Consider the following 23095-nt stretch of genomic DNA (forward strand, 5'->3'; position numbering starts at 1 on the left):
GATAGCCCACCATGGCGCACATCACGCTGCCTCAGGCCACCGTCACCTATCGCGAGTTGGGCCCGCCGGATTCACCGCATCCGCCGATCCTGTTCGTCCACGGCGCGCTCGTCGACTCGCGCCTGTGGTCGGCCGTCGCCGCACCGCTGGCACAGCAGGGCTTCCGCTGCTTGCTGCCCGACCTGCCGCTGGGCGCGCACCGCACGCCGGTCACCGACCGCGCCGCGCTGTCCCCGGCCGGCGTCGCCGAACTGATCCACGACTTCCTCGTCGCGCTGGACCTGCGCGATGTGACGCTGGTGGGCAACGACACCGGCGGTGGCGTCTGCCAGTTCCTGATCGACGCCCATCCCGAGCGGATCGGCCGCGTGGTGTTCACCAATTGCGATGCCTTCGACAAGTTTCCGCCGTTCCCGTTCAACGCGATCTTCGCGCTGATGCGCTCGGGACTCTCGACGCGGCTGCTCACCACGCTGCTGCGGCCCCGTCTCCTGCGGCACTCGCCAGTGGGCTACGGACTGCTGGCGCGCTCCCTGGACCCGGCGCTCACCGCGTCCTGGCTCGACCCCGTCCAGACCGACTCGGCGATCGCCGGTGACTTCGCCGCGCTGGCCCGCGCGATCGGTCGCACCGATCTGACCGGAATCGCCCCGCGCCTGCACCGGTTCACCAAGCCCGTGCGGTTGGTGTGGGGAACCCGCGACCGCTGCTTCACCCCGGAACTGGGGCGACGGCTGGCCGGACTGTTCCCGGACTCTGCCGTCACCGAGGTGGCGAACGCGAGTACCTTTGTCCCGCTGGATGATCCGGGCGCGGTGGCTGACGCCATCGCGGCGGCGGCGACGCTCAGGACCCCGTGAGCACGTGCCGGGTCCGGTCCGCGGGCACCGGGACGCCGTTGCGGCCGCCGAGATCCTGCGCGTACAGCCCGACGCTGTAGCCCACCCCGGCCCCGTGGATGCCGAGCGCGGTGGCGTCGATGTTGTCGATGGTGTCCTCGGGCTTGTGATAGTTCGGGTCGAACGGCTCGCCGGCCCGCCCACCCCACAGTTCGGCCTGCTCGGCGGTCATGTTCGCGTCGCCGCCGGTGAACAGGCCGCCCGACGGGATGCCGGCCAGCGTGAACGAGTCGTAGTCGGACCGGCCGTCGAACGACGTGTCCTGCCCCGGCTTTCCGGCCGCGTCCAGGTAGGCGGTCAGGGCGCGTTCGATGCCGGCCGAGCCCTCCGGTACCCAGGGCGCGCGGTCGTTGCGGTCCCGCGGCGCGGACTGATCGCCGTCATAGGTGAAGTAGCCCGGGTTCGGCGAGCCGATCATGTCGAAGTTCAGATACAACGCGATCGCGGTCAGCTGCTCGCGGTCCAGCGACTCGACGTAGCGCGCCGAACCCACCAGGCCGAGTTCCTCGGCACCCCAGAACGCGAACCGCACCGCGTTCTGCACCGGCGGGGCGCTGCCGAGTTGCAGCGCCGCCTCGAGCACCCCGGCCACCCCGGACGCGTTGTCGTTGATGCCGGGCCCCTCGGGCACGCTGTCCAGGTGCGCGCCGGCCATCACGACGTTGTCGGTGTCGCCGGTGGTGGTCTGGGCGATGACGTTGCGGCCGGTGTGCTGCCGCGTCTCGGCCTGCACGCGCAACGTCACCGGGCCCGGCTCGGCCCGCAGCCGCTCGCCGTCGGCCCTGGCGACGCTGACCACGGGGATCGCCACCTCGTTCTTCTCCCCCAGCGTGCCGCCCATCCGCTCCTCGTCGACGTTGTTGGCGATCACGACGCCGACCGCGCCGGCGGCCGCGGCATGGGCCACCTTCTGGGTGAACGGGCACACCCCGCGGTCCACCAGGGCGATCGCCCCGTCCATCGGCAGGCCCTCGAAGTCCTGCTTGGCGCAGCCGGGCGCCTCGCTGAGGCGGGCGGGCACCAGCGGGGCGGACACGCCGTCGGGCGCGGTGCCGACGCTGTACTGCAGCGCCCGGGCGACCAGCGTCGCGTCGCCGTGGGTCAGCTGCCCCGGCTCGGAGTGGAACACCCGCACCTCGAACTCGGGGATCGTCACGTCGAACCCCTTGTCCCGCAGGGCGTTCGCGACGTAGTCGACGCTGGCGTCATAGCCCGGGGTGCCGGAGGCCCGGTTGCCGTCGTGCGCGTCGGCGATGTCCTGCAGGTTCTGCAGGTGGGTCAGCAGCGCGTCGGTCTCGATCCGCTCGGCGATGGTGGTGCCGAACTCGGCCGCGGCCGCCGCCCGGTCCCCCTCGGTGTCCGTCGTCGCCGCGTCCCGACCGCACCCGCCGGCGGCGACGACGGCGGAGACGGCAAGCATGGCGAGCGCAGCCCGCGACCCAGAACCCAGAACAGCCATGCGCACCACGTTAGCGGCGCCACTGCGCCACGATCAGATCGGCGACCGCGGCCATGCCCGCGGCGTTGGGATGCAGCGGGGCCGGCTTGCCGAACAGGAAGGCCAAGGCGAAGCCCGTGCCGAGGGTCCAGGGGTCCGCTGACCAGGCGTGGTGGTCGCGGCTGGCCTCGGCGGCGCGGACGATCTCGCAGCCGGTGTCGGCGGCGGCCTCGGCGGTGATGGTGGCCAGCCGGTCGGCCAGGTGCCGGCCCAGCTCGGCGTGCCGGGCCGACAGCGGCGGGGCGGGCTCAGTCGCGGGCGGCAGCAGCGTCAGGTAGTCGACGAACATCACCCGCGCGTCGGGCACCTGGGCGCGCACGGCCTGCCCGACGGCGCGCATCGACACCTCGAGGGTTCGCAGCGCCGCCTCGCGCGCGGCCGGGTCCAGCAGTTCCCGCAGCCGCGCGCCCAGCAGCGGCACCCGGCGCAGCGCCGCCGGGGTGGTGGCCGCGCTCAACATGGGCACGTACCCGATGTCGTTGCCGCCGATGGTGATCGTCACCAGTTGCGCCCGCGCCCCGGGACCGTCGTCGAGCGCCTCGAGTTGCGGCGGCGCGCCGAACTGGGACTCGCCCAGGATGTTGGCGGTGGTGGCGCCGGAGTAGGTGACGTCGATCAGCCGCAGCGACAGCGCCTCGGCGACCAGGTGCGGATAGTTGCGCGCCGAGCGGCCGGCCAGCCGCGGCGAGCCCGGCGCCCGCGGCGGGATGCCGGGCCCGGCCGCCATCGAACTGCCCAGCGCGACATAACCGCCCGGACCGCTCACAGTGCCGGGCTCGAGGCCTGCGCCCAGAACCGCTTGGGGATCCGGCCGGCCTGGCGGGCCAGGTGCCCGGCGGTGACCGCCGCGGCCATCGCGGCCGCCATCGTGGGCGGGTCGGAGGCGCGGGTGACCGCGGTGGCCAGCAGCACCGCATCGCAGCCCAGTTCCATTGCCAGGGCCGCGTCGCTGGCCGTGCCGATGCCGGCGTCGAGCACCACCGGGACCCCGGCGGCGGCGACGATCATCTCGATGTTGTGCGGATTCGCGATGCCCAGGCCGGTGCCGATCGGCGAACCGAGCGGCATGACGGCCGCGCAGCCGACGTCCTCGAGCCGGCGGGCCAGCACCGGGTCGTCGGTGGTGTAGGGCAGCACGACAAAGCCGTCGTCGACCAATTGTTCTGCGGCGCGCACCAATTCGATGGCATCCGGCAGCAGCGTTCGCTCGTCGGCGATGACCTCCAGCTTGACCCAGTCGGTCTGCAGCGCCTCGCGGCCCAGCTGCGCGGTCAGCACGGCCTCGGCCGCGCCGCGACACCCGGCGGTGTTGGGCAGCGCCGCGATGCCCAGCCGGTCGAGCAACTCCACGACGCCGGTGCCGGTCTCGGCGTCGATGCGGCGCATGGCCACCGTGGTCAACTCGGTGCCGGAGGCGATCAGCGCCTCCTCGAGCACCGCGAGGTTGGCCGCCCCGCCGGTGCCCATGATCAGCCGGGACCCGAACTTGCGGTCGGCGATGGTGAGGACGGAATCAGCCACCCTGCACCGCCGTCACCACTTCCACCCGGGCGCCGTCGGAAAGCACGGTGTGCCAATCGGATCGGGGTAACACCGCCCAGTCCACGGCCACGGCGATGCCCTTGTCCCCGAAGCCCAACCGGTCCACCAGTGCCTCAACGGTGGTCTGCTCGTCGACCTCGACCTGTTCGTCGTTCACCAGGATCTTCATGCTGCGACACTCACTTTCAATGCGTTGGCTATGCGTTCGGCGGTCCAGGGGGCGAGCAGGAAACCCGAGCGGCCGTGCCCGGCGGCCACCAGCGTGCGCTCGTCGAGACGTTCCACGATGGGCAGGTTGTCCGGGGTCATCGGCCGCAGTCCGGCGGCGCACTCGGCCAACTCGTACTCGCCGAGGGCCGGCAGCACCGCGCAGGCGTCGTCGAGCAGATCGCGCACCCCGGTCACCGCGGGCGCGGTGTCGCGGCCGTGCTCGTACTGGGTGGCGCCGACCACCACGCCGTCGTGCCGCGGCACCAGGTACACCTGCCGACCGTGCACCCGGGCCCGAATCACCCGCTGCGGCACCGGCATACAGCCCTTGCGCCAGCGCAGCCGCAGCACCTCGCCCTTGACCGGCCGCACCGGCAGGCCCGGCCACAGCGTCGGCGCGTCCAGCCCGTTGGCGATCACCACCGCGTCGGCCGCGACGTCGCCGAGGTCGGCCACCGGCCCCGCCCACTGCGCCCCCAGTCGCTCGCAGGCGGCCGCCAGCGCGGCCACCACGGCGCGGTTGTCCACGGCCAGTTCGGTGGCCGCCACGAAACCGTGCCGGATGCCCTGGGCCAGCAGCGGTTCGATATCGCGCGCGGCGGTGGTGAGTTCGATCGGGTGGCCCTGGGCGGCCAGCCAGTCCCCGACGGTCCTCAGGTCGGCGGCGTCGGCGCGGTCGACGGCGACCACCAGCGATTCGCGCGCGGTCACCACCTCCGGCGGCAGACCGTCGCGGTAGGAGCCGGGCCCCTCGGCGCGCCACAGCGCCAGCGAGTCCAGGCCGATCCGCAGCAGTTCCTCCTCGCCGGGCCAGCCCTCGCTGTGCGGGGCCAGCATGCCGCCGGCCACCCAGGACGCACCGGGCACGTCGCTGCGGTGCACCCGCACCGACCAGCCGTCCTGCAGCGCCCGCCGCGCCACCGACAGGCCGATGACGCCGCCGCCGATCACCGCTACGGTCCCAGGTGTCATGTTTCCTCCCTTCGCCGGCATGACCCGGATCAGGTGTGACGGTAAGGACCGGTCGCGCGGGGACACTCGGCGCGCAGATCCACTCTCAGCCCGGTCCGCCGGGCTCCCGTGATTACTTCCGACCAGGGTACTCACCGTCCGGCGATAGCCTGAACGGCGTGACCCCACCTACCCCGCTCCCGTTGGACCGCCTCGCCACCGCGCGGCTGTACCTGTGCACCGACGCGCGCCGCGAGCGCGGTGATCTCGCCGAGTTCGCCGAGGCCGCGCTGGCCGGCGGGGTGGACATCATCCAGCTGCGCGACAAGGGATCGGCCGGTGAGCTGCAGTTCGGCCCGCTGGAGGCGGCCCAGGAGCTGGCCGCCCTCGAGATCCTGGCCGACGCCGCGCGCCGGCACGGGGCGCTGTTCGCCGTCAACGACCGCGCCGACATCGCCCGGGCCGCCGAGTCCGATGTGCTGCACCTGGGTCAGGACGATCTGCCGCTGTACGTGGCGCGCGACATCATCGGCGCCCGGCAGGTGATCGGCCGCTCCACCCACGACGAGGCGCAGGTGGACGCCGCCATCGAGGAGTCGGTGGACTACTTCTGCGTGGGCCCGTGCTGGCCCACGCCTACCAAACCGGGCCGGGCGGCGCCGGGGCTGGACCTGGTCCGCGCGGCCGCGGCGCGCAAGCCCGCCAAGCCCTGGTTCGCCATCGGCGGCATCGACGAGCAACGGCTGCCGGAGGTGCTGGCCGCGGGTGCGGACCGAGTGGTGGTGGTCCGGGCGATCACCGCCGCCGAGGACCCCGGCGCGGCCGCGGCCCGCCTGGCCGCAGCGCTCAGCGGAACACCGGGATAGTGGCGGTCACCTCGCGCAACCTCGGCCAGCTGGCCGCGAACCCCGGGTGCAGCGGCAGCGCGACGACCTCGTCCTCGGGCACCCAGCGCAGCTCGGAGCTCTCCCGGTTGGGCACGGTGTCCAGCGGGGTCGGCGCGTCGGCGATCACGGTCGTGTAGGTCCAGTGGGTAGCGCTGCCATCGGAGCCGACCTCGGCGGTCACCACGCTGATCCGCACCGTCACCTGATCGGCGGCCAGCCCGGCCTCCTCGTGCGCCTCGCGCACGGCGGCCTGCTCCGGGGTTTCGTGGCTGTCCCGGGCGCCGCCCGGCAGTCCCCAGGTGCCGCCCTGGTGGCTCCACGGCGCCCGGTGCTGCAGCAGCACCACGGCCGTGCCGTCGGTCCCGGGGGCCCGCAACAGCAGACCCGCCGCGCCGTGGCGGCCCCAGTAGTGGGCGCCATCCTCCGAAACCACCCAGCCGTCACCGTCGCCGCGCACGGGCACCAGGATAGGCGGAGCGCAATTGGAGTGCGTGCCCCGCTCCGTCGGCCCCGGCCCGACGCGCTGGGCGCGATCGCATCCCAACTTTCACAACGAGCTCTTAGAATCGCGGGAGAACACGAGTCGGGTCGCACGGGACGTCGCACAGAACATAGTCGGATTCGGACAGTAAAGGGGCCGCAGCGGTGACGGTGGAGCTGGCGCACCCGTCCACCGAGCCGCTCGCGTCCCGATCCCCCGACGAGCCGGCCCACCCCCGTTGGTGGTTCCTGTGGACCACCCCCGGCCGCATCCTGGCCCTCGGCGTCATCCTGGCCACCCTGGGGGTGTCCAGCGCGTTCGCGACGTCGACCACCATCGACCACCGTCAGCAGGCGCTGACCACGGTGCTCAACCACACCGAGCCGCTGTCGTTCGCGGCCGGCGAGCTGTACACCACGCTGTCGGTGGCCGACGCCGCGGCCGCCACCGCCTTCATCGCCGGTGCCGAACCCCGCCCGGTCCGGCAGCGCTACGAGCAGGCCATCACCAACGCCGCGGCGGCGCTGACCCGGGCGGCCAGCGGCCTGACGGACGAATCGATGCGCGAGCTGACCGCGCGGATCAACGCCAACCTCGCCGTCTACACCGGGGTGATCGAGACCGCCCGGACCAACAACCGGGCCGGCAACCCGGTGGGCTCGTCGTACCTGTCGGAGGCCTCGTCGCTGATGCAGGAGACCATCCTGCCCGACGCCCAGCGGCTGTATCAGGCGACCTCGTCGCAGGTGGACGAGGAGACGACGGCGTCGACCCGGATCCCGTCGCCGGTGATCCTGATCGTCACGGCCACCATCCTTTTCGGCGCGTTCGCGCACCGCTGGTTGGCGCGGCGCACCCGGCGGCGGGTCAACATCGGGCTGGTGGCGGGAGGGCTGGCGATCATGGTCATGGTCGTCTGGGTGGGCACCGCCCTGGTCATCTCCACCGCCGTGAGCCGCAGCGCGCAGAACACCGCGGCCACGTCGCTGAAGACCGTGACGAACCTGGCGATCACCGCGCAGCAGGCCCGCGCCGACGAGACGCTGTCGCTGATCCGCCGCGGCGACGAGGACGTCCGCAAGCAGTCCTACTACCAACGCATCGAAACCATGCAGCAAGAGCTCGCCGAGTACCTCGAGCGCGACGACTCGATCGACAAGTCGGCGCTGGCCGAGGCCGATCAGCTGCTGGCCAAGTGGCGCGCGGCCGACGAGCGGATCAACGCCTACATCTCGGTGGGCAACTATCAGGCCGCCACCCAGGTGGCGCTGGGCACCGGGCAGGACGACTCCACCCCGGCGTTCGACAAGCTCGAGGCCGCCCTGGCGGAAGGCATCCAGAAGAGCCGCGAGCGGTTGCGCGCCGACATCACCCGGGCCGGCCGCACCCTGTCGGGCGCCACGGTCGGCGCCGTGGTGCTCTCGCTGGGCGCCGCGATGGCCGTGGCGCTGGGGCTGTGGCCGCGGATGAGCGAGTACCGATGATCGCCGCACTGTCGATCACCGGACTGCGCCGCCTCGGCGCGGCCGCGACCGCGCTGGCGGTGGCCGTCGGCCTGGCGACGGGTTGCGCACAATACGACTCCGGCACCGCGGTGCCCGGGCTGACGCTGGCCCCGCCGACCCCGGCCGGGCTCGAGGAACTGGTCCCCGACCCGGTCGCGATCCCGGCCCCCGAGGAGCAGGCCGATTGCGACGCCACCGCGAGCCTGCGGCCGTTCCGCAACCGCGAGGAAGCCGAGGACGCCGTCGCCACCATCCGCAACCGCGGCCGGCTGATCGTCGGCCTGGACATCGGCAACAACCTGTTCTCCTTCCGCGACCCGATCACCGGCGCCATCACCGGGTTCGACGTCGACATCGCCGGGGAGGTGGCGCGCGACATCTTCGGCACCCCCACCCAGGTCGAGTACCGGATCCTGTCGTCGGCCGGGCGCATCGCCGCGCTGCGCAACAATCAGGTCGACATCGTCGTCAAGACCATGACCATCACCTGCGAGCGCCGCGAGCTGGTCGAGTTCTCCACGGTGTATCTGACTGCCTACCAACGGATCCTGGTGCCACGCGACTCGGCGATCACCCGCGCCTCGGACCTGTCCGGGAAGCGGGTCTGCGCGGTCGACGGCACCACCTCGCTCAAGCGGATCCGCGCGATCTCCCCCGCGCCGATCATCATCTCCGTGGTGACCTGGGCGGACTGCCTGGTCGCCATCCAACAGCGGCAGGTCGACGCGGTCAGCACCGACGACACCATCCTGGCCGGCCTGGCCGCCCAGGACCCGTTCCTGCACATCGTCGGCCCCAGCATGGCCCAGGAGCCCTACGGGATCGGCATCAACCAGGACAACACCGGGCTGGTGCGGTTCGTCAACGGCACCCTGGAACGGATCCGCCGCGACGGCACCTGGAACACCCTGTACCGGCGCTGGCTCACCGTGCTGGGCCCGGCGCCGGCGCCCCCCACCCCGCGGTACCGAGACTAGGGGCGCCATGGCAGAACTCGACGAGAACACGGGCCACGAGAACACCGGCCACGGTGCCACCGACCACGACGACGGGGGCCCCAGCACCCAGCCGGCCGACATGACGCTGGACTCCGCGTCGACCATGCGACCGATGGCCACCCAGGCCATCTTCCGGCCCAACTTCGACGACGACGAGGACGACCTGTACGGCTCCTCGACGGGCACCGAACCGCACGACGTCACCCTGGCCACCCGGGCCATCGCGCCGGCGCGGCGCCTCGGCGGTGGCCTGGTCGAGATCCCGCGGGTCCCCGAGATCGACCCGCTGCGCGCACTGATGACCAATCCGGTGGTCGCGGAGAACAAGCGGTTCTGCTGGAACTGCGGCAAGCCGGTGGGCCGTTCCACCCCGGAGGGCAAGGCGCTCTCGGAGGGCTGGTGCCCGTACTGCGGCAGCGCCTACTCGTTCCTGCCGCAACTGGGCCCCGGCGACATGGTGGCCGACCAGTACGAGATCAAGGGCTGCATCGCGCACGGCGGCCTGGGCTGGGTGTATCTGGCCGTCGACCACAATGTCAACGAAAGACCCGTGGTGCTCAAGGGTTTGGTGCATTCCGGGGATGCCGAGGCCCAGGCCATCGCGATGGCCGAGCGGCAGTTCCTCGCCGAGGTCGTGCACCCGTCGATCGTGAAGATCTTCAACTTCGTCGAGCACCCGGACAGCCACGGCGATCCGGTGGGCTACATCGTGATGGAGTACGTCGGCGGCACCTCGCTCAAGCAGGGCCGCGAGGACCGGCTGCCGGTGGCCCAGGCGATCGCCTACATGCTCGAGATCCTGCCCGCGCTGGGCTATCTGCACTCGATCGGGCTGTGCTACAACGATCTCAAGCCCGAGAACATCATGCTCACCGAGGAACAGCTCAAGCTGATCGACCTCGGCGCGGTCTCGCGGATCAACTCGTTCGGATACCTGTATGGCACACCGGGTTACCAGGCCCCGGAGATCGTGCGGACCGGCCCGACGATCGCCACCGACATCTACACCGTGGGGCGCACGCTGGCCGCGCTCACACTGCGGCTGCACACCAAGAACGGCCGCTACGTCGACGGGTTGCCCGCCGACGACCCGGTGCTCGACGAGTACGACAGCTTCGAGCGGGTGCTGCGCCGGGCCATCGACCCCGACCCGCGGCGGCGGTTCGCCACAGCCGACGAGATGTCCGGGCAGCTGCTCGGCGTGCTGCGCGAGGTCGTGGCCTCCGACACCGGGGTGCCGCGCCCCGGGCTCTCGACGGTGTTCAGCCGGTCGCGCTCGACGTTCGGGGTGGACCTGCTGGTCTCGCACACCGACGTCTACCTGGACGGAAAACCGCACTCGGAGAAGCTGACCGCCGCCGAGATCGTGACCGCGCTGCCGGTCCCGCTGGTGGACCGCTCCGACGTGGCCGCCACCGTGCTGTCGGCCAACGTGCTCTCGCAGCCCGTGCAGACCCTGGACTCGCTGCGCGCCGCACGCCACGGCGCGCTGGACTCGGAGGGCATCGACCTCAGCGAGTCCATCGAGTTGCCGCTGATGGAAATCCGCGCGCTGCTGGACCTCGGCGACGTCGCCAAGGCCACCCGCAAGCTCGAGGATCTGGCCGAGCGGGTGGGCTGGCAGTGGCGGCTGGTGTGGTTCCGCGCGGTATCGGAGCTGTTGACCGCCGACTACGACTCGGCGACAAAGCATTTCACCGAGGTGCTCGACCTGCTGCCGGGTGAGCTGGCCCCCAAGCTCGCGCTGGCCGCGACCGCCGAGCTGTCCGGCAGCACCACCGATCAGGACTTCTACCGCACCGTGTGGCGCACCGACGACGGCGTCATCGCGGCCGGATTCGGTTTGGCCCGTGCGCAATCGGTGGCCGGCGAGCGCGACGCCGCGATCAAGACCCTGGACCAGGTGCCCGCGGCGTCGCGGCACTTCACCACCGCCCGGCTCACCAGCGCGGTGACGCTGCTGTCGGGCCGGTCCATCAGCGAGGTCACCGAGCAGCAGATCCGCGACGCCGCGCGCCGCGTCGAGGCGCTGCCGGAGACCGAACCGCGGGTGCTGCAGATCCGGGCGCTGGTGCTGGGCACCGCGCTGGACTGGATCGTCGACCACGAGGCCGGCACCAACCACATCCTGGGCTTCCCGTTCACGCTGCACGGCCTGCAACTCGGCGTGGAATCCTCGCTGCGGGCCCTGGCCCGGCAGGCACCGAGCCGCGCGCACCGCTACGCGCTGGTGGACATGGCCAACACGGTGCGGCCCACCAGCACGTTCTAGCCCAGCACAGCCACGCAGGCCCGCGCGATCGCGAGTTCCTCGTCGGTGGGGATGACCAGCACCGTGGTCGGCGAGTTGTCCGCGGAGATCACCCGCGCGCCCCGCGACGGGCTCTCGTTGAGGTGCTCGTCGATCTCCACCCCCAGCGGGGCCAGGCCGGTCAGCGCGTCGCGGCGCACCTTGGCGTCGTTCTCCCCGACACCGGCGGTGAACGTGATGACGTGGGTGTCGCCCAGGACCGCCAGGTAGGCGCCGATGTACTTGCGCAGCCGGTGGATATAGACGTCGTAGGCCAGCCGGGCGTGGCCGGCCTCGGGTTCGGAGCCGCCCTCGATCAGCCGGTGCAGCTCGCGAAAGTCGTTGTCGCCGCCCAATCCGAACACCCCGGAGCGCCGGTTGAGCATCGCCTCGATGTCCTCGACGGCCATCTTCGCGGTGCGGGCCAGGTAGAACACGATGCCCGGATCGACGTCACCGCTGCGGGTGCCCATCACCAGGCCCTCCATCGGGGTCAGGCCCATCGAGGTGTCCACCGGGCGGCCGCCGGCGATCGCCGAGGCCGAGGCGCCGTTACCCAGGTGCAGCACAATCTGATTGAGCTGATCCAGCGGGCGGTCCAGGAACTCGGCGGCCTGTTCGCTGACGTACTGGTGCGAGGTGCCGTGGAAGCCGTAGCGCCGGATGCGCCACTGCTCGGCCAACTCGCGGTCCATGGCGTAGGTGGCGGCCGCGGCGGGCAGGTCGTGGAAGAACGCGGTGTCGAACACCGCGATGTGCGGCAGGTCCGGCAACATCCGGCGGGCCACCTCGACGCCGATCACCGCGGGCGGATTGTGCAGCGGCGCGAGCGGTGCCAGCTCCCGGGCCTTGGCCACCACCGCGTCGTCGATCACCGTCGGCCGGTACAGGTCCCGGCCGCCGTGCACCAGGCGGTGACCGACCGCGACCAAGCCGACGGTCTCCAGGTTGCCGCCGGCCTCGTCGAACAGCTCGAAGGTCAGGCGCAGCGCGGCGTCGTGGTCGGCCACCGCGCACTCGCGGTCCACCGTGCGGTCGCCGAACTGCACCTTCGCGATCGACTCGCGCTCGCCGATCCGCTCCACGAGGCCGTCGGCGATCTCGACGCCGCTATCCGGTTGCACCAGGCTGAATTTCATCGACGACGAGCCGGAGTTGATCACCAGAACCGTCCGGTTCATTGCTTATTCTCCCTGCGCCTGGATCGCGGTGATGGCCACCGTGTTGACGATGTCCTCGACCAGCGCACCGCGCGAGAGGTCGTTGACGGGCTGGTTCAGGCCCTGCAGCACGGGGCCGATCGCGATGGCGCCGGCGCTGCGCTGCACGGCCTTGTAGGTGTTGTTGCCGGTGTTGAGGTCCGGGAAGATCAGCACCGTCGCGCGGCCGGCGACCTGCGAGTCCGGCATCTTGGTGGCGGCCACCGAAGGCTCGACGGCCGCGTCGTACTGGATGGGCCCCTCGACCAGCAGCTCGGGGGCCCGCTCCCGGACCAATTCCGTCGCGGTCCTGACCTTCTCGACATCCGCGCCGGCCCCGGAGCTGCCCGTGGAGTAGGACAGCATGGCCACCCGCGGCTCGATGCCGAACTGCGCGGCGGTGCGCGCCGAGCTGATCGCGATGTCGGCGAGCTGTTCGGCGGTCGGATCCGGCACGATCGCGCAGTCGCCGTAGGCCAGCACCCGGTCGGACAGACACATCAGGAAGATGCTCGAGACCGTGGAGATCCCCGGCGAGGTCCGGACGATCTCGAGGGCGGGCCGGACGGTGTGGGCGGTGGTGTGGGTGGCCCCGGACACCATGCCGTCGACGATGTCGTTGTGCACCAGCATGGTGCCGAAATACGACACGTCGGCGATGATCTCGCGGGCCTGCTCCACCGTGACGCCCTTGTGCTTGCGCAACTGGGCGTACTGCTCGGCGAACTGATCGCACAGCTCGCTGGTCTTCGGGTTCAGCACCGTGGCCTCGGCCAGGTCCACGCCGAGTTCGGCGGCGCGCAACCGGATCTGGGCGTCGTCCCCGAGGATCGTCAGGTCGGCGACCCCGCGCCGCAGCAGCCGCCCGGCCGCGCGCAGGATCCGGTCGTCCTCCCCCTCGGGCAACACGATGCGCTTGCGGTCCGCGCGGGCCCGCTCCACCAGGCCGTGCTCGAACATCTGCGGCGTGGTGACGTCCGGGATCGGGATGGCCAACTGGTCGAGCATGTCCTGGACGTCGACGTGCTGGTTGATCAGCTCGATCGCGGTGTCGATCTTGCGCTGCGAGCCCACCGTCACCCGGCCCCGGGTGGCCGCCACCGCGCTGGCGGTGTCGAAGGTGCCCAGATCGGTGGCGATGATCGGCAGCCGCGACCCCAGGCCGTCGACCAGCGCGGCGATCGACGGGTGCAACCGGAGGCCGCCGTTGAGGATCATCGTCGACAGCGACGGAAACCCTTCGGCCGCATGGGCACTCATCAGCGCCAGCACAACGTCGGAGCGATCGCCCGGGGTGATCACGGCCTGGTCGTCGCGCAGCCGCTCCAGCACGTGGTCGGCGGTCATCCCGGCCACCATGACCGAGAGCACCTCGCGCCCGAGCAACTCCTCGTCGCCCTTGATCAGGGTGCCGCCCACCGCGTCGCGCAACTCGGCGACCGAGGGCGCCACCAGCAGCGGCTCCTCCGGCAGCACATAGGACTTGGGGTCGAAGCCGTCGAGTGCGGCGGTCACCGCGTCGAGTTGGTCCGGTTCGCAGCGGTTGGCGACGATGGCGGCAGTGTGCGCGTACTGGCCGGAGATATCGGCCAGGCACACGGCCACCGCCTGGGCGACCTCCTGCGGGGTGCGGCCCTTGGCGCGCACCGCCAGCACCACCGGCGCACCGAGGTTGGCCGCGATCCGCGCGTTCATCTCCAGCTCGCTGGGGGTGGCCACATCGGTGTAGTCGCTGCCGATGATCACCACCGCGTCGCAGCGCTGGGCCACGGCGTGGAAGCGGTCGACGATCGCGACGATGGCGGCGTCGGGATCGTCGTGCACCTGCTGATAGGTCACGCCGACGCAGTCCTCGTAGCTCAGGCCGGCGGTGGTGCGGGCCAGCAGCAGTTCGAGGATGTAGTCGCGGGCCTCACCCTCCCGCACGATCGGCCGGAACACCCCGACCCGCGGGACGGTGGCCGCCAGCCGCTGCAGGATGCCCAGCGCGATGGTCGACTTGCCGGTGTCCCCCTCCGGCGAGGCGATGTAGATGCCGGACACGCCGCCGTTGTCGCCGTTGCTCACGGGGCTATCCGAGCTTGCGCAGCCGGGGTTCCAGGTCGCGCTGGAACAGTTCGAGGAAACGCCGCTGATCGTGGCCCGGCGCGTGGAACACCAGGTGGTTGAGGCCCCAGTCGACATAGTCGGAGACCTTGGCCACCGCCTCGTCGGGATCCGAGGCGACGATCCAGCGCTTGGCGACCTGCTCGATGGGCAGCGCGTCGGCGGCCTTCTCCATCTCGATCGGGTCGTCGATCGAATGCTTCTGCTCGGCGGTCAACGACAGCGGCGCCCAGAACCGGGTGTTCTCCAGCGCCTTCTCCGGATCGGTGTCATACGAGATCTTGATCTCGATCATCCGGTCGATGCTCTCCGGATCGCGCTCGGCGAGCTGCGCGCCCTCGCGCACCGCCGGGATCAGCTTGTCCTGGTAGAGCTCTGCGCCCTTGCCCGAGGTGCAGATGAAGCCGTCGCCGGCCCGGCCCGCGTACTTGGCGACCACCGGCCCGCCGGCGGCGATGTAGATCGGCACCCCGTCGTCGGGCACGTCGTAGATCGAGGCCCCCCTGGTCTGGTAGTACTCCCCGTCGAAGTCCACCCGATCCCCGAGCCACAGCTCGCGCATCAGGCGCACCGACTCGCGCAACCGCGCGAAGCGTTCCTTGAACTCCGGCCACTCGCCGGCGTAGCCGGTGGCGATCTCGTTGAGCGCCTCGCCGGTGCCCACACCGAGGAACACCCGGCCCGGGTACAGGCACGCCATCGTGGCGAACGCCTGCGCGATCACCGCCGGGTTGTACCGGAACGTCGGGGTCAACACCGACGTGCCCAGCTGCAGGCGCTGGGTGCGCTCCCCCACTGCCGTCAACCAGGCCAGCGAGAACGGCGCGTGCCCGCCCTCGTGCCGCCACGGTTGGAAGTGGTCGCTGACCGTCGCGCTGTCCATCCCGTGCGCCTCGGCCAGCACCGCCAGCTCCACCAACTCGCGCGGCGCGAACTGCTCCGCCGACGCCTTGTAACCCAGCTTCAGTTCACGTTTGAGTTCAGCCACGCCTCCTTTTCTACCCGTAGGACTTAAACTCTGGGAGATGGCACCTGCTTCGGGGGAGTTGGTCGCGGTTTCCGACCTCGTCCACGTGGCCCAGACCGACCTGGTGAACTGGGTCCTGATCGCCGGTGCCGACGGGGTGGTGCTGATCGACGCGGGATTCCCCGGTCAGCGCGGCGAGGTGTTGGCGTCCCTGCGCCAGCTCGGATATCACGCGGCCGACGTGACGGCAATCCTGTTGACCCACGCCCACATTGACCATCTGGGCACCGCGATCTGGTTCGCCGCCGAATACGGCACCCCGGTGTATTGCCACGCCGACGAGATCGGCCACACCCAGCGGGACCACCTCGAGCAGGCGTCGGTGGCCGCGCTGGCGATGCACGCGTGGCACCCGCGCTGGCTGACGTGGGCGGTGCGGATCCTCGGCAAAGGCGCGCTGATCCGGGCCGGGATCCCGTCGGCGCGGGTGTTCACCGAGGACGTCGGCGCAACCCTGCCCGGCCGTCCGATCGCGATCCCCACGCCCGGACACACCGGCGGCCACTGCTCGTATCTGGTCGACGGCCTGCTGGTTTCCGGGGATGCGCTGGTCACCGGACATCCCACCTCGGGGCGGCGCGGCCCGCAGTTGCTGCCGTCGGTGTTCAACCACGACGAGGCCGCCTGCCGGCGCAGCCTGGACGCGCTGGCCATGCTCGAGACCGATGTGCTGATCCCCGGCCACGGCGACGTCTGGCACGGTCCCATCCGCGAACTGACCGGCCGGGCGGCGCTGGCCGGCAAAACTTGACACGTGTAAAGTTTCGCGCCATGGACAACATCCGGGGCAAGAACATCGTCATCACCGGGGCCGCCCGCGGAATCGGCTTCGCCACCGCCAAGGCCCTGCTGGCCCGCGGCGCGCGGGTCGTCATCGGCGACCGCGACGTCGCGGTGCTGGACACCGCCGTCACCGAGTTGCTGCGGTTCGGGCAGGTCACCGGCTATCCGGTGGACGTCACCGACGCCGAGTCGTTCGAGGTCTTCCTGGACAAGGCGCGCGCCGACGGCACCGGTCAGATCGATGTGTTGATCAATAACGCGGGCGTGATGCCGGTCGGGCCGTTCCTCGAGCAGACCGAGCAGGCCATCCGCACCTCGATCGAGGTCAACTTCTACGGCGTACTGACCGGCTGCCGGCTGGTGCTGCCGGAGATGGTCAAGCGCCGCAGCGGCCACATCGTCAACATCTCGTCGCTGTCGGGCATGATCGCCGTGCCCGGCCAGGTGGTCTACGCCGGCACCAAGTTCGCGGTGGTCGGCCTGTCCACCGCCATGGCCGACGAATTCGCACCGCAGGGCGTCAACGTCAGCGTCGTGCTGCCCACCTTCACCAACACCGAGCTGATCACCGGCACCAAGACGTCGGCCGCGCAGAAGCCCGTGCAGCCGGAGGACATCGCCGCCGGCGTGGTCAAGGTGCTCGACAAGCCGGCCATCACGCACCTGTCGGTGCCCGGGCCGCTGCGCGCCGTCAGCACCGTCACCCAGCTGCTCCCGCCCAAGGCGCGGCGCTGGCTCTCGCACAAGCTCGGCAACGACACCGTGTTCCTGAACTTCGACACCAAGACCCGCTCGGCCTACGAGGAGCGCGCCCAGAGCTCGACGGGTGTCGAGGAGAGGAAGCCCGACCAGGGTTAACTGCCCGGGCCGGCGCGCATGATGGCCGCGAGGTCGCTGCGTGAGCTCGCGCCGACGCGCTGGCACGCGCGGTACAGATGGCCCTCGACGGTGCGCACCGAGGTCACCAGCCGATCGGCGATCTCCTTGTTCGACAGCCCGGCGACCACCAGTTCGGCGACCTCCCGCTGCCGACCGGTCAGCGGCGTCGGCGACACCGGGCTGCGGGTGGCCGGCGTGCACAGCCCGCCGCACTCCTGGGCCAGCTGGGCGGCCAGCGCGGCGGCGAACAGTCCGCGGCGGCCCGGTCGCCGATCTCCTGGTAGGCCGTCGAGGCGGCCAGCACGCCTCGCCGTCCTGGCCGAGCAGACCCGCCGCGTGCCGGGCCACCGCGTCGGCCAACGGCAATCGCAGGGCCTCGGCCAATTCGGCTGTCCGGGTGGCGATCTGGTCGAGGTCGTGCCCGGCTCCCCACTGCGCGGCGGCCTGCAGACACGCCAGTTCGTGGGTCGGCTGGTCGCGGTCGCGGGCCACTTTCGCCTCGGCCAGCACCGTGTCCACCGCCTCCTGCAGGGCACCGCCGGCGGCCTGCACCCAGCCCGTCGCCAGCGCCAGGGCGGTGTGCATGAACAGGAACTCGGGGCGCGCGCTCTGCCGCACCTCGCCGAGCATCTCGGCGGCCGCCTCGGCCTCCCCCAGCTTGGCGTGCGCCTCGGCCAGCCCGAAGACGCAGGCCGCCCGCAAACCCGTTGTCACCCCGTGGGTTTCGACCCCGGCCAGTGCCTCGTGCAGCTTCTTGGTGGCCGAACCGACGTCGCCTCCCATCAGCTCGGCCGCGCCGACCATGAACACCAGATTCGCATACGCCAGGCTCGGCATGTCCTGCGCGAGTTCGGCGAGTAGCTCGGCGGCCCCACGACACTCCTCGAGCCGGCCGGTCAGCCGGCAGGCCCGCGCGTAGACGCCGGCGAACCAGAAGCGCATGTGCGAGCTCTCGAAGGATTCGGTGGCCCGGTCCAGCGCCGCGCGCGCCACCGGCCCGATGTCGTCGGCGTGGCCGAGCGCCCCGGCGGCCATGATCAGCGACACCGCGGCGAGCATCGCGTTGAGGTCGGAGAGTTCGGGGCACTCCAGCGCGTAGCGGGCCTTGCGCTGCGCCGAGGCGCAGCGCGCGAAGACCGCGTCCACGCAGGCCTCGACCGAATAGCGGGTGGCCCGCTGCGCCTCGGTCTCGGCATCGTCGGCCAACTCGGCCAGCAGGCGCTCGGCGGCCGTCGGATCGCCGAGCATCCAGATCAGATTCGCCGCGCGCAGCGTCGTCCAGCGGTGCCGGTCGGTGCCGCGGGCGGCCAATTCGCACAGGGTCTGCTCGGCGGCGGGGCCGTCGCCGGCCAGAAAGCGGTTGACGGCCATGATCTCGGTGGCCGCGGCCGCACCCGCGGCGGCCGCCGCCGCGGCGAACCGCTGGGCCAGGTCCAGATCCAGCAGGGTCATGGTGACCCGCGCCGCCTCGACATAGAGCGCCGGGTCGGGCGGCAGATCGGATTCCAGCTGCAGCAACGCGCGCCGGACCGCGCCCTGTGCGTCGCCGGGGTCGCGGCCGGCCAGCCGCTGCGCCAGCGCCCCACGCATTTTCGACAGGTACATCTCGCCGGCCGCCGCGCGGCGCAGTTCGCCGAAGATGGGGTGCGCCAGCCGCGCGGTGAGCGCGTCGGCGCGGCGTTCGACGGTGATCAGGTGCATCTGTTCGGCGGTCTCCACCGCGGACCGGCCCACCAGGTCGGTCAGGATGTCGACGTCGAGCGGCTCGCACTGGGACAGTGCGTCGAGGACCGTGGCCACCTCCGATGGGAGCCGGTCGAGCTGATTGCCCACCAGATCGCTCATGTTCTGCGACACCGCGACGTCGCCGTCCCAGATCCAGACACCCTTGACCTTGCGGACCCGGCCGGCGGCCACCTGATCCTTGAGCAGCTGCCGCAGGAACAGCGCGTTGCCACCGGTGAGCCGCCAGAACCGTTGTGCGCTACGGGCATCCATCGGACCCTCCAGCGCCGCCTCGACCATGGCGCGGGCCCCCTGCGGGCACAGCGGCTCGAGGTCCAGCCGAGCCAGCAGTCCGTCCTTCCACAGCGCGCGGACCGCGTCGGGCTCGTCGGCCCCGGTGCGCACCGTCACCACCAGCCGGGCCTGGCGGCTCTGCGCGAGCTGGTGCACGACGTGGGCGGAGAAACCGTCCAGCAGATGCGCGTCGTCGACGCCGATCACCACCCGCCCCTGGCGTTGCCGGGCCAGCAGCGCCGTGATGACCTGTCGCACACTGGGATTGGGATCGTTGACGTGCTCGCCGAGGGTTGCGGTGAACGCGCCCAACGGGATCGGCCGGGCCGATGCGGTGCCGACGATCCAATCGGTCTGGGTGCCCGCGGCGGCGGCCTGGGACAGCAACTCACGGGCGAGCCTCGTCTTGCCCACCCCCGCAGGTCCTGCGACCAGTACACCGGCGAAGTTGCCGACCCCGCTCAGAGCGCGGCGCAGGGTCGTCAGTTCGCGGTCCCTCCCGGTCAGCGTGTCACCGCTGATCACCGGGCGACTATAACGCGATCAGCCCAGCGCTTGGTCCAGATCGGCGATCAGATCCTCGACGTCCTCGAGGCCCACCGACAGCCGGACCACCCCGTCGCCGAGCCCGATGGTGGCGCGCCCCTCCGGCCCCATCGCCCGGTGCGTGGTCGTCGCCGGGTGCGTGATCAACGATTTCGCGTCGCCGAGGTTGTTGGAGATGTCGATGACCCGCAGCTTGTCGAGCACCTCGAACGCGCGCTGCTTGCCGCCGTCGGCGGGTGCGTCGAGTTCGAAGGTGATCACCGTGCCGCCGCCGCTCATCTGCCGCTTGGCCAACTCGTACTGCGGATGCGAGGTCAAAAACGGGTAGCGGACCCATCGCACGCCGGCGTGCGCCTCGAGGTACTCCGCGATCCGCTGCGCGGCAGCGTTGCTGTGGTTGACCCGAAGCGCAAGGGTTTCAAGGCCTTTGAGCAGGGTCCAGGCGTTGAAGGAGCTGATCGAGGGGCCGGTGTGGCGCATCAGCGTCTGCACCGGGCCGTCGATGTATTCCTGATCACCGAGGATGGCCCCGCCGAGCACCCGGCCCTGGCCGTCGATGTGTTTGGTGCCGGAGTAGACCACCACGTCGGCACCCATCGGCATGCCGCGCTGCAGCAGCGGGGTGGCAAAGACGTTGTCCAGCACCACCTTTGCGCCCGCGGCGTGGGCGAGTTCACTGACCGCGGCGATGTCGACCAGCGACTGCATGGGATTCGACGGGGTCTCGAAGAACACCGCCTGGGTGGGCTTGCTCAGCGCCGCCTCCCACTGGGCGAGGTCGTCGCCGTCGACGAACTCGGTTTCGACGCCCCAGCGCGGCAGGATCTCGTTGCACACCACGAAGCACGACCCGAACAGGCTGCGCGCGGCCACCAGGCGATCGCCGGCGGCCAGCAGCGCGCCGAGCGCGGTGAACACCGCGGCCATGCCGGTGGCGGTCGCGAACGCCGCCGGGGCGTCCTCGATCAGGCGCAACCGCTCCTCGAACATCGCGATGGTCGGGTTGCCGTAGCGCGAGTAGACGAAGCGGTCGACCTCGCCGGTGAAGGCGCGCTCGGCGTCGGCCGCGCTGGCGTAGGTGTAGCCCGAGTTGAGGTACATCGCCTCGGCGGTCTCCTCGAACTGCGAGCGCAGCAACCCGCCGCGTACACCCACGGTGGCCTGACCCAGGCCGGGCGGCAACGGCTTCGGGATCCGGACCGACGGGACCTCCGGTTCGCTCATGACTGCACCCAGGGCAGCCCGAGCGCCTTCCACCCGGATCCGCCCCGGTGGCGCTGCGCGTCGAGGTGGCCCTCGAAGCCGTCGAGCACGTTGTAGGAAGGGCCGATCCCGGCGGCGGTGGCGGCCTCGGCCGCGCCGATCGAGCGGTTACCCGAGCGACACAGGAAGATCACCGGACGCGTTCCGGGCGTCACCCCCGCGGCCTGCAACTCGGCCACGAACGCGTCGTTGTGGGTGCCGTTGGTGCGGTTCCACTCGACGAACACGACCTCGCGGCCCAGGCTCGACACGTCGGGCACACCGACGAAGTTCCACTCGGCGTCGGTCCGGCAGTCGACCAGCGTCGCCTCCGGATCCGCGCTGAGCATCGACCACGCCTCTTCGGGCGTGATATCTCCTGCGTAACTCACCGGAGCAAGTTTTCCACACGTCAGGATGTGGCCGAACACACCCGCCAGGAGCCGTCCTCGAGGACGAACTCGGTCGGGGTGTCGATCATGGCGTCCTTGTCGTTGTCGAAGTAGTAGACGACGTTGGCGGTCGCGGTGTCGCCGTCGACCTTGCCCCCGTCGACCTTGACCTCCAGGACGTTGCCCACATAGCGCGCGCCCTTCTCGGCCACCGACTCGCGCTGCCGGGCCAGCACCTCGGCCTCCGTGCCGGCCTGCTGCGCGCAGGTGTAGGTCCGGAAGTCCTCGTAGTCGAGCCGCTGCAGCGCATCGTTCTGGCCCAGCGCCGCGCGGACGACGCCCTCGTGCAGCGCGTCCTCGTCACTGTTGGCCCAGCTCATGACCCCGATCACGATCACGACGAGCACGATGATCGCCAGGGCGGCCAGAAACGGCGTGACGCTGGCCCCGTCGGAGTCGGGCTTCTGGTCGGTCACGATCTACTCCCTCGTAGCGCCTGCGCCGCCTGGCGGGCCCGCTCCCGGGCACCGGCGACGGCCGGTGCCGTCGCCAGCACCACCTCGAACCGGCTGCGGCCGGCCCCCGGAGACCCGACCGGCGCCGGAAACAACAGCACGTCGGTCTCCGGCACGCTCAGGGCCTCGGAGAGGTTATCCCGAGAGCCCGGCCGGTAGCTCACCTCGACCGCGCCCGGGGAGATCATGATGGTGTCCACCGGCAGCCCCAGCACCGCGCGGGCGTGCAGATCCAGCGCGGACAGCCGCTGGGAGCGCAGGGTCACCAGGGCGCTGTCGTGCGGCAGGACCGTGACGTCGGAGAAGTACACCTCGTCGCCGCGCACCAGCAACTCCACCCCGAACAGGCCGCGGCCGCCGAGCGCGGTGACCACCCGCGCGGCGATCGAGCGCGCCGAATCCAGCGCCACCGGCGTCATCGGCTGCGGCTGCCAGGCCTCCAGCACGCCGTCGACGTGCCGGTGCCCGATCGGCTCGCAGAACTGGGTGGCCACGGATTCGCCGGTGCGGACCGTCAGCAGGGTGACCTCGTCGTCGACCTCGACCACGGATTCGACGAGCACCCGGTGGCCGGCGCCGGCCGAGGTGGCCCGGCCCCAGGCGGCCTCGAGGTCGTCGGGCCGCAGCAGCACCGACTGCCCCTCGCCCGGCAGCGCCACCAGCGGCTTGACCACCAGCGGATAGCCGGCGTGCGCGGCGACGGCGCCGAGTTCCTCGAGGGATCCGGCGAACCAGAACGGCGCCGTGGGCAGACCCAGTTCGTCGGCCGCCAGCCGCCGCAGGGCCTCGCGGTCCAGCGTCAGCCGGGTCCGCCGCCCGCCCGGGACCACCCGCAGGCCGTCGGACTCGGCGGCGGCCAAAGCCTCGGCGGCCACGTCATCGGTGGCTGTCACCAGGTAGCCGGGGTCGAACCGGTCGATGGCCGCGGCCACCGCGTCGGGGTCGGTGAGATCGACCACAGCGGACTCGTCGGCGAAGGCGAGGGCGGGCGCATCGGGGTGGGCGTCCGCGGCGATCACCACCGCGCCGAGGCGCTGAAAGCTGAGCACCACCTCGCGGCCCAGATCCCCGGCACCCAGCAGCAGGATTCGGGGCGCAGACATGCTTTCCACCATAGGCGTCCCGC

At 71.4% G+C, this 23095-nt stretch carries 23 protein-coding genes and 1 pseudogene; 9 read left to right on the forward strand and 15 right to left on the reverse strand.

The window, feature by feature from the left end:
• Positions 1–11: 11 nt before the first annotated feature.
• Entirely contained in the window at positions 12–860 is an 849-nt protein-coding gene (locus EL338_RS20885) for an alpha/beta fold hydrolase (protein WP_126335490.1), read from the forward strand.
• Here EL338_RS20885 and EL338_RS20890 read toward each other — a convergent pair.
• The 5 genes from EL338_RS20890 to thiO are packed head-to-tail and all read right to left on the reverse strand — an operon-like array spanning position 847 to position 5121.
• Positions 847–2358 (reverse strand): M28 family metallopeptidase, encoded by a 1512-nt coding sequence (locus tag EL338_RS20890; protein WP_126335491.1) that lies wholly within the window; start codon positions 2356–2358, stop codon positions 847–849. The two genes, EL338_RS20885 and EL338_RS20890, sit on opposite strands and share 14 nt — an antisense overlap.
• Positions 2359–2368: 10 nt before the next feature.
• A complete protein-coding gene (locus EL338_RS20895; RefSeq protein ID WP_126337004.1) occupies positions 2369–3124 on the reverse strand; it encodes an SGNH/GDSL hydrolase family protein in 756 nt (251 codons plus the stop codon).
• A 35-nt stretch (positions 3125–3159) separates the two neighbouring features.
• Positions 3160–3918 carry a thiazole synthase gene (locus EL338_RS20900; RefSeq protein WP_126335492.1) on the reverse strand — a complete coding sequence of 253 codons (759 nt, stop codon included), beginning with the start codon at positions 3916–3918 and terminating at the stop codon, positions 3160–3162.
• Positions 3911–4108: a sulfur carrier protein ThiS gene (gene thiS, locus EL338_RS20905; protein ID WP_126335493.1), complete on the reverse strand. Its 198-nt coding sequence runs from the start codon at positions 4106–4108 to the stop codon at positions 3911–3913. Before thiS ends, EL338_RS20900 begins: the two co-directional genes overlap by 8 nt.
• The gene (gene thiO / locus EL338_RS20910) at positions 4105–5121 is read right to left on the reverse strand and encodes a glycine oxidase ThiO (protein ID WP_126335494.1); all 1017 of its coding nucleotides are present in this window, start codon (positions 5119–5121) and stop codon (positions 4105–4107) included. The genes thiS and thiO overlap by 4 nt, the downstream gene beginning before the upstream one ends.
• 158 nt (positions 5122–5279) lie before the next feature.
• Here thiO and thiE point away from each other — a divergent pair, with 158 nt between their 5' ends.
• Entirely contained in the window at positions 5280–5966 is a 687-nt protein-coding gene (thiE, locus tag EL338_RS20915) for a thiamine phosphate synthase (RefSeq protein ID WP_126335495.1), read from the forward strand.
• Here the strand turns inward: thiE and EL338_RS20920 are convergent.
• The gene (locus EL338_RS20920; protein ID WP_126335496.1) at positions 5947–6444 is read right to left on the reverse strand and encodes an NUDIX hydrolase; all 498 of its coding nucleotides are present in this window, start codon (positions 6442–6444) and stop codon (positions 5947–5949) included. The two genes, thiE and EL338_RS20920, sit on opposite strands and share 20 nt — an antisense overlap.
• A gap of 188 nt (positions 6445–6632) precedes the next feature.
• On the opposite strand from EL338_RS20920, the gene glnX reads away from it, so the two are divergent.
• The 3 genes from glnX (at position 6633) to EL338_RS20935 (ending at position 11243) form a co-directional block, all read left to right on the forward strand.
• A complete protein-coding gene (glnX, locus tag EL338_RS20925; RefSeq protein ID WP_126335497.1) occupies positions 6633–7952 on the forward strand; it encodes a protein kinase G-activating protein GlnX in 1320 nt (439 codons plus the stop codon).
• Entirely contained in the window at positions 7949–8950 is a 1002-nt protein-coding gene (locus EL338_RS20930; RefSeq protein ID WP_126335498.1) for a glutamate ABC transporter substrate-binding protein, read from the forward strand. Before glnX ends, EL338_RS20930 begins: the two co-directional genes overlap by 4 nt.
• A gap of 100 nt (positions 8951–9050) precedes the next feature.
• A complete protein-coding gene (locus EL338_RS20935) occupies positions 9051–11243 on the forward strand; it encodes a serine/threonine-protein kinase PknG (protein WP_235666562.1) in 2193 nt (730 codons plus the stop codon).
• Here the strand turns inward: EL338_RS20935 and EL338_RS20940 are convergent.
• Genes EL338_RS20940 through fgd form a run of 3 tightly spaced genes read right to left on the reverse strand, consistent with a single transcriptional unit; the run spans position 11240 to position 15554 of the window.
• The gene (locus EL338_RS20940; RefSeq protein WP_126335500.1) at positions 11240–12442 is read right to left on the reverse strand and encodes an acetate kinase; all 1203 of its coding nucleotides are present in this window, start codon (positions 12440–12442) and stop codon (positions 11240–11242) included. The two genes, EL338_RS20935 and EL338_RS20940, sit on opposite strands and share 4 nt — an antisense overlap.
• Before the next feature lie 3 nt (positions 12443–12445).
• Positions 12446–14527: a phosphate acetyltransferase gene (gene pta, locus EL338_RS20945; RefSeq protein WP_235666233.1), complete on the reverse strand. Its 2082-nt coding sequence runs from the start codon at positions 14525–14527 to the stop codon at positions 12446–12448.
• A 4-nt stretch (positions 14528–14531) separates the two neighbouring features.
• The gene (fgd, locus tag EL338_RS20950) at positions 14532–15554 is read right to left on the reverse strand and encodes a glucose-6-phosphate dehydrogenase (coenzyme-F420) (protein WP_126335502.1); all 1023 of its coding nucleotides are present in this window, start codon (positions 15552–15554) and stop codon (positions 14532–14534) included.
• A 37-nt stretch (positions 15555–15591) separates the two neighbouring features.
• Between fgd and EL338_RS20955 the strand changes: the two genes are divergently transcribed.
• Entirely contained in the window at positions 15592–16344 is a 753-nt protein-coding gene (locus EL338_RS20955; protein ID WP_126335503.1) for an MBL fold metallo-hydrolase, read from the forward strand.
• 20 nt (positions 16345–16364) lie between these two features.
• Positions 16365–17234: an SDR family oxidoreductase gene (locus tag EL338_RS20960; RefSeq protein ID WP_126335504.1), complete on the forward strand. Its 870-nt coding sequence runs from the start codon at positions 16365–16367 to the stop codon at positions 17232–17234.
• On the opposite strand, the gene EL338_RS26860 is transcribed toward EL338_RS20960, so the two are convergent.
• Positions 17231–17791 (reverse strand): helix-turn-helix transcriptional regulator, encoded by a 561-nt coding sequence (locus tag EL338_RS26860; protein WP_170217468.1) that lies wholly within the window; start codon positions 17789–17791, stop codon positions 17231–17233. The genes EL338_RS20960 and EL338_RS26860 overlap by 4 nt on opposite strands.
• A 43-nt stretch (positions 17792–17834) precedes the next feature.
• On the opposite strand from EL338_RS26860, the gene EL338_RS26865 reads away from it, so the two are divergent.
• Both EL338_RS26865 and EL338_RS26660 read left to right on the forward strand, forming a co-directional pair.
• Positions 17835–18116: a hypothetical protein gene (locus EL338_RS26865; protein ID WP_170217470.1), complete on the forward strand. Its 282-nt coding sequence runs from the start codon at positions 17835–17837 to the stop codon at positions 18114–18116.
• Positions 18117–18195: 79 nt separating this feature from the next.
• Positions 18196–18354, forward strand: a complete 159-nt coding sequence (locus tag EL338_RS26660) for a hypothetical protein (RefSeq protein WP_170217472.1) — start codon at positions 18196–18198, stop codon at positions 18352–18354.
• Between the two features lie 1100 nt (positions 18355–19454).
• Here EL338_RS26660 and EL338_RS26665 read toward each other — a convergent pair.
• From EL338_RS26665 to purT, 5 genes and pseudogenes are all read right to left on the reverse strand, one after another.
• Positions 19455–19799: pseudogene (locus EL338_RS26665) on the reverse strand (ATP-binding protein); the annotation flags it as partial.
• 18 nt (positions 19800–19817) lie between these two features.
• Positions 19818–21044 carry an O-succinylhomoserine sulfhydrylase gene (locus EL338_RS20970; RefSeq protein WP_126335505.1) on the reverse strand — a complete coding sequence of 409 codons (1227 nt, stop codon included), beginning with the start codon at positions 21042–21044 and terminating at the stop codon, positions 19818–19820.
• Positions 21041–21454, reverse strand: a complete 414-nt coding sequence (locus EL338_RS20975) for a rhodanese-like domain-containing protein (protein ID WP_126335506.1) — start codon at positions 21452–21454, stop codon at positions 21041–21043. The genes EL338_RS20970 and EL338_RS20975 overlap by 4 nt, the downstream gene beginning before the upstream one ends.
• Positions 21455–21474: 20 nt before the next feature.
• Complete coding sequence (locus EL338_RS20980) at positions 21475–21930, reverse strand: Rv0361 family membrane protein (RefSeq protein WP_126335507.1); 456 nt, start codon at positions 21928–21930, stop codon at positions 21475–21477.
• The gene (purT, locus tag EL338_RS20985) at positions 21927–23072 is read right to left on the reverse strand and encodes a formate-dependent phosphoribosylglycinamide formyltransferase (RefSeq protein WP_235666235.1); all 1146 of its coding nucleotides are present in this window, start codon (positions 23070–23072) and stop codon (positions 21927–21929) included. Before purT ends, EL338_RS20980 begins: the two co-directional genes overlap by 4 nt.
• Positions 23073–23095 lie beyond the last annotated feature (23 nt).

It is taken from the genome of Mycolicibacterium chitae (assembly GCF_900637205.1).
Classification (GTDB): Bacteria; Actinomycetota; Actinomycetes; order Mycobacteriales; family Mycobacteriaceae; genus Mycobacterium; species Mycobacterium chitae.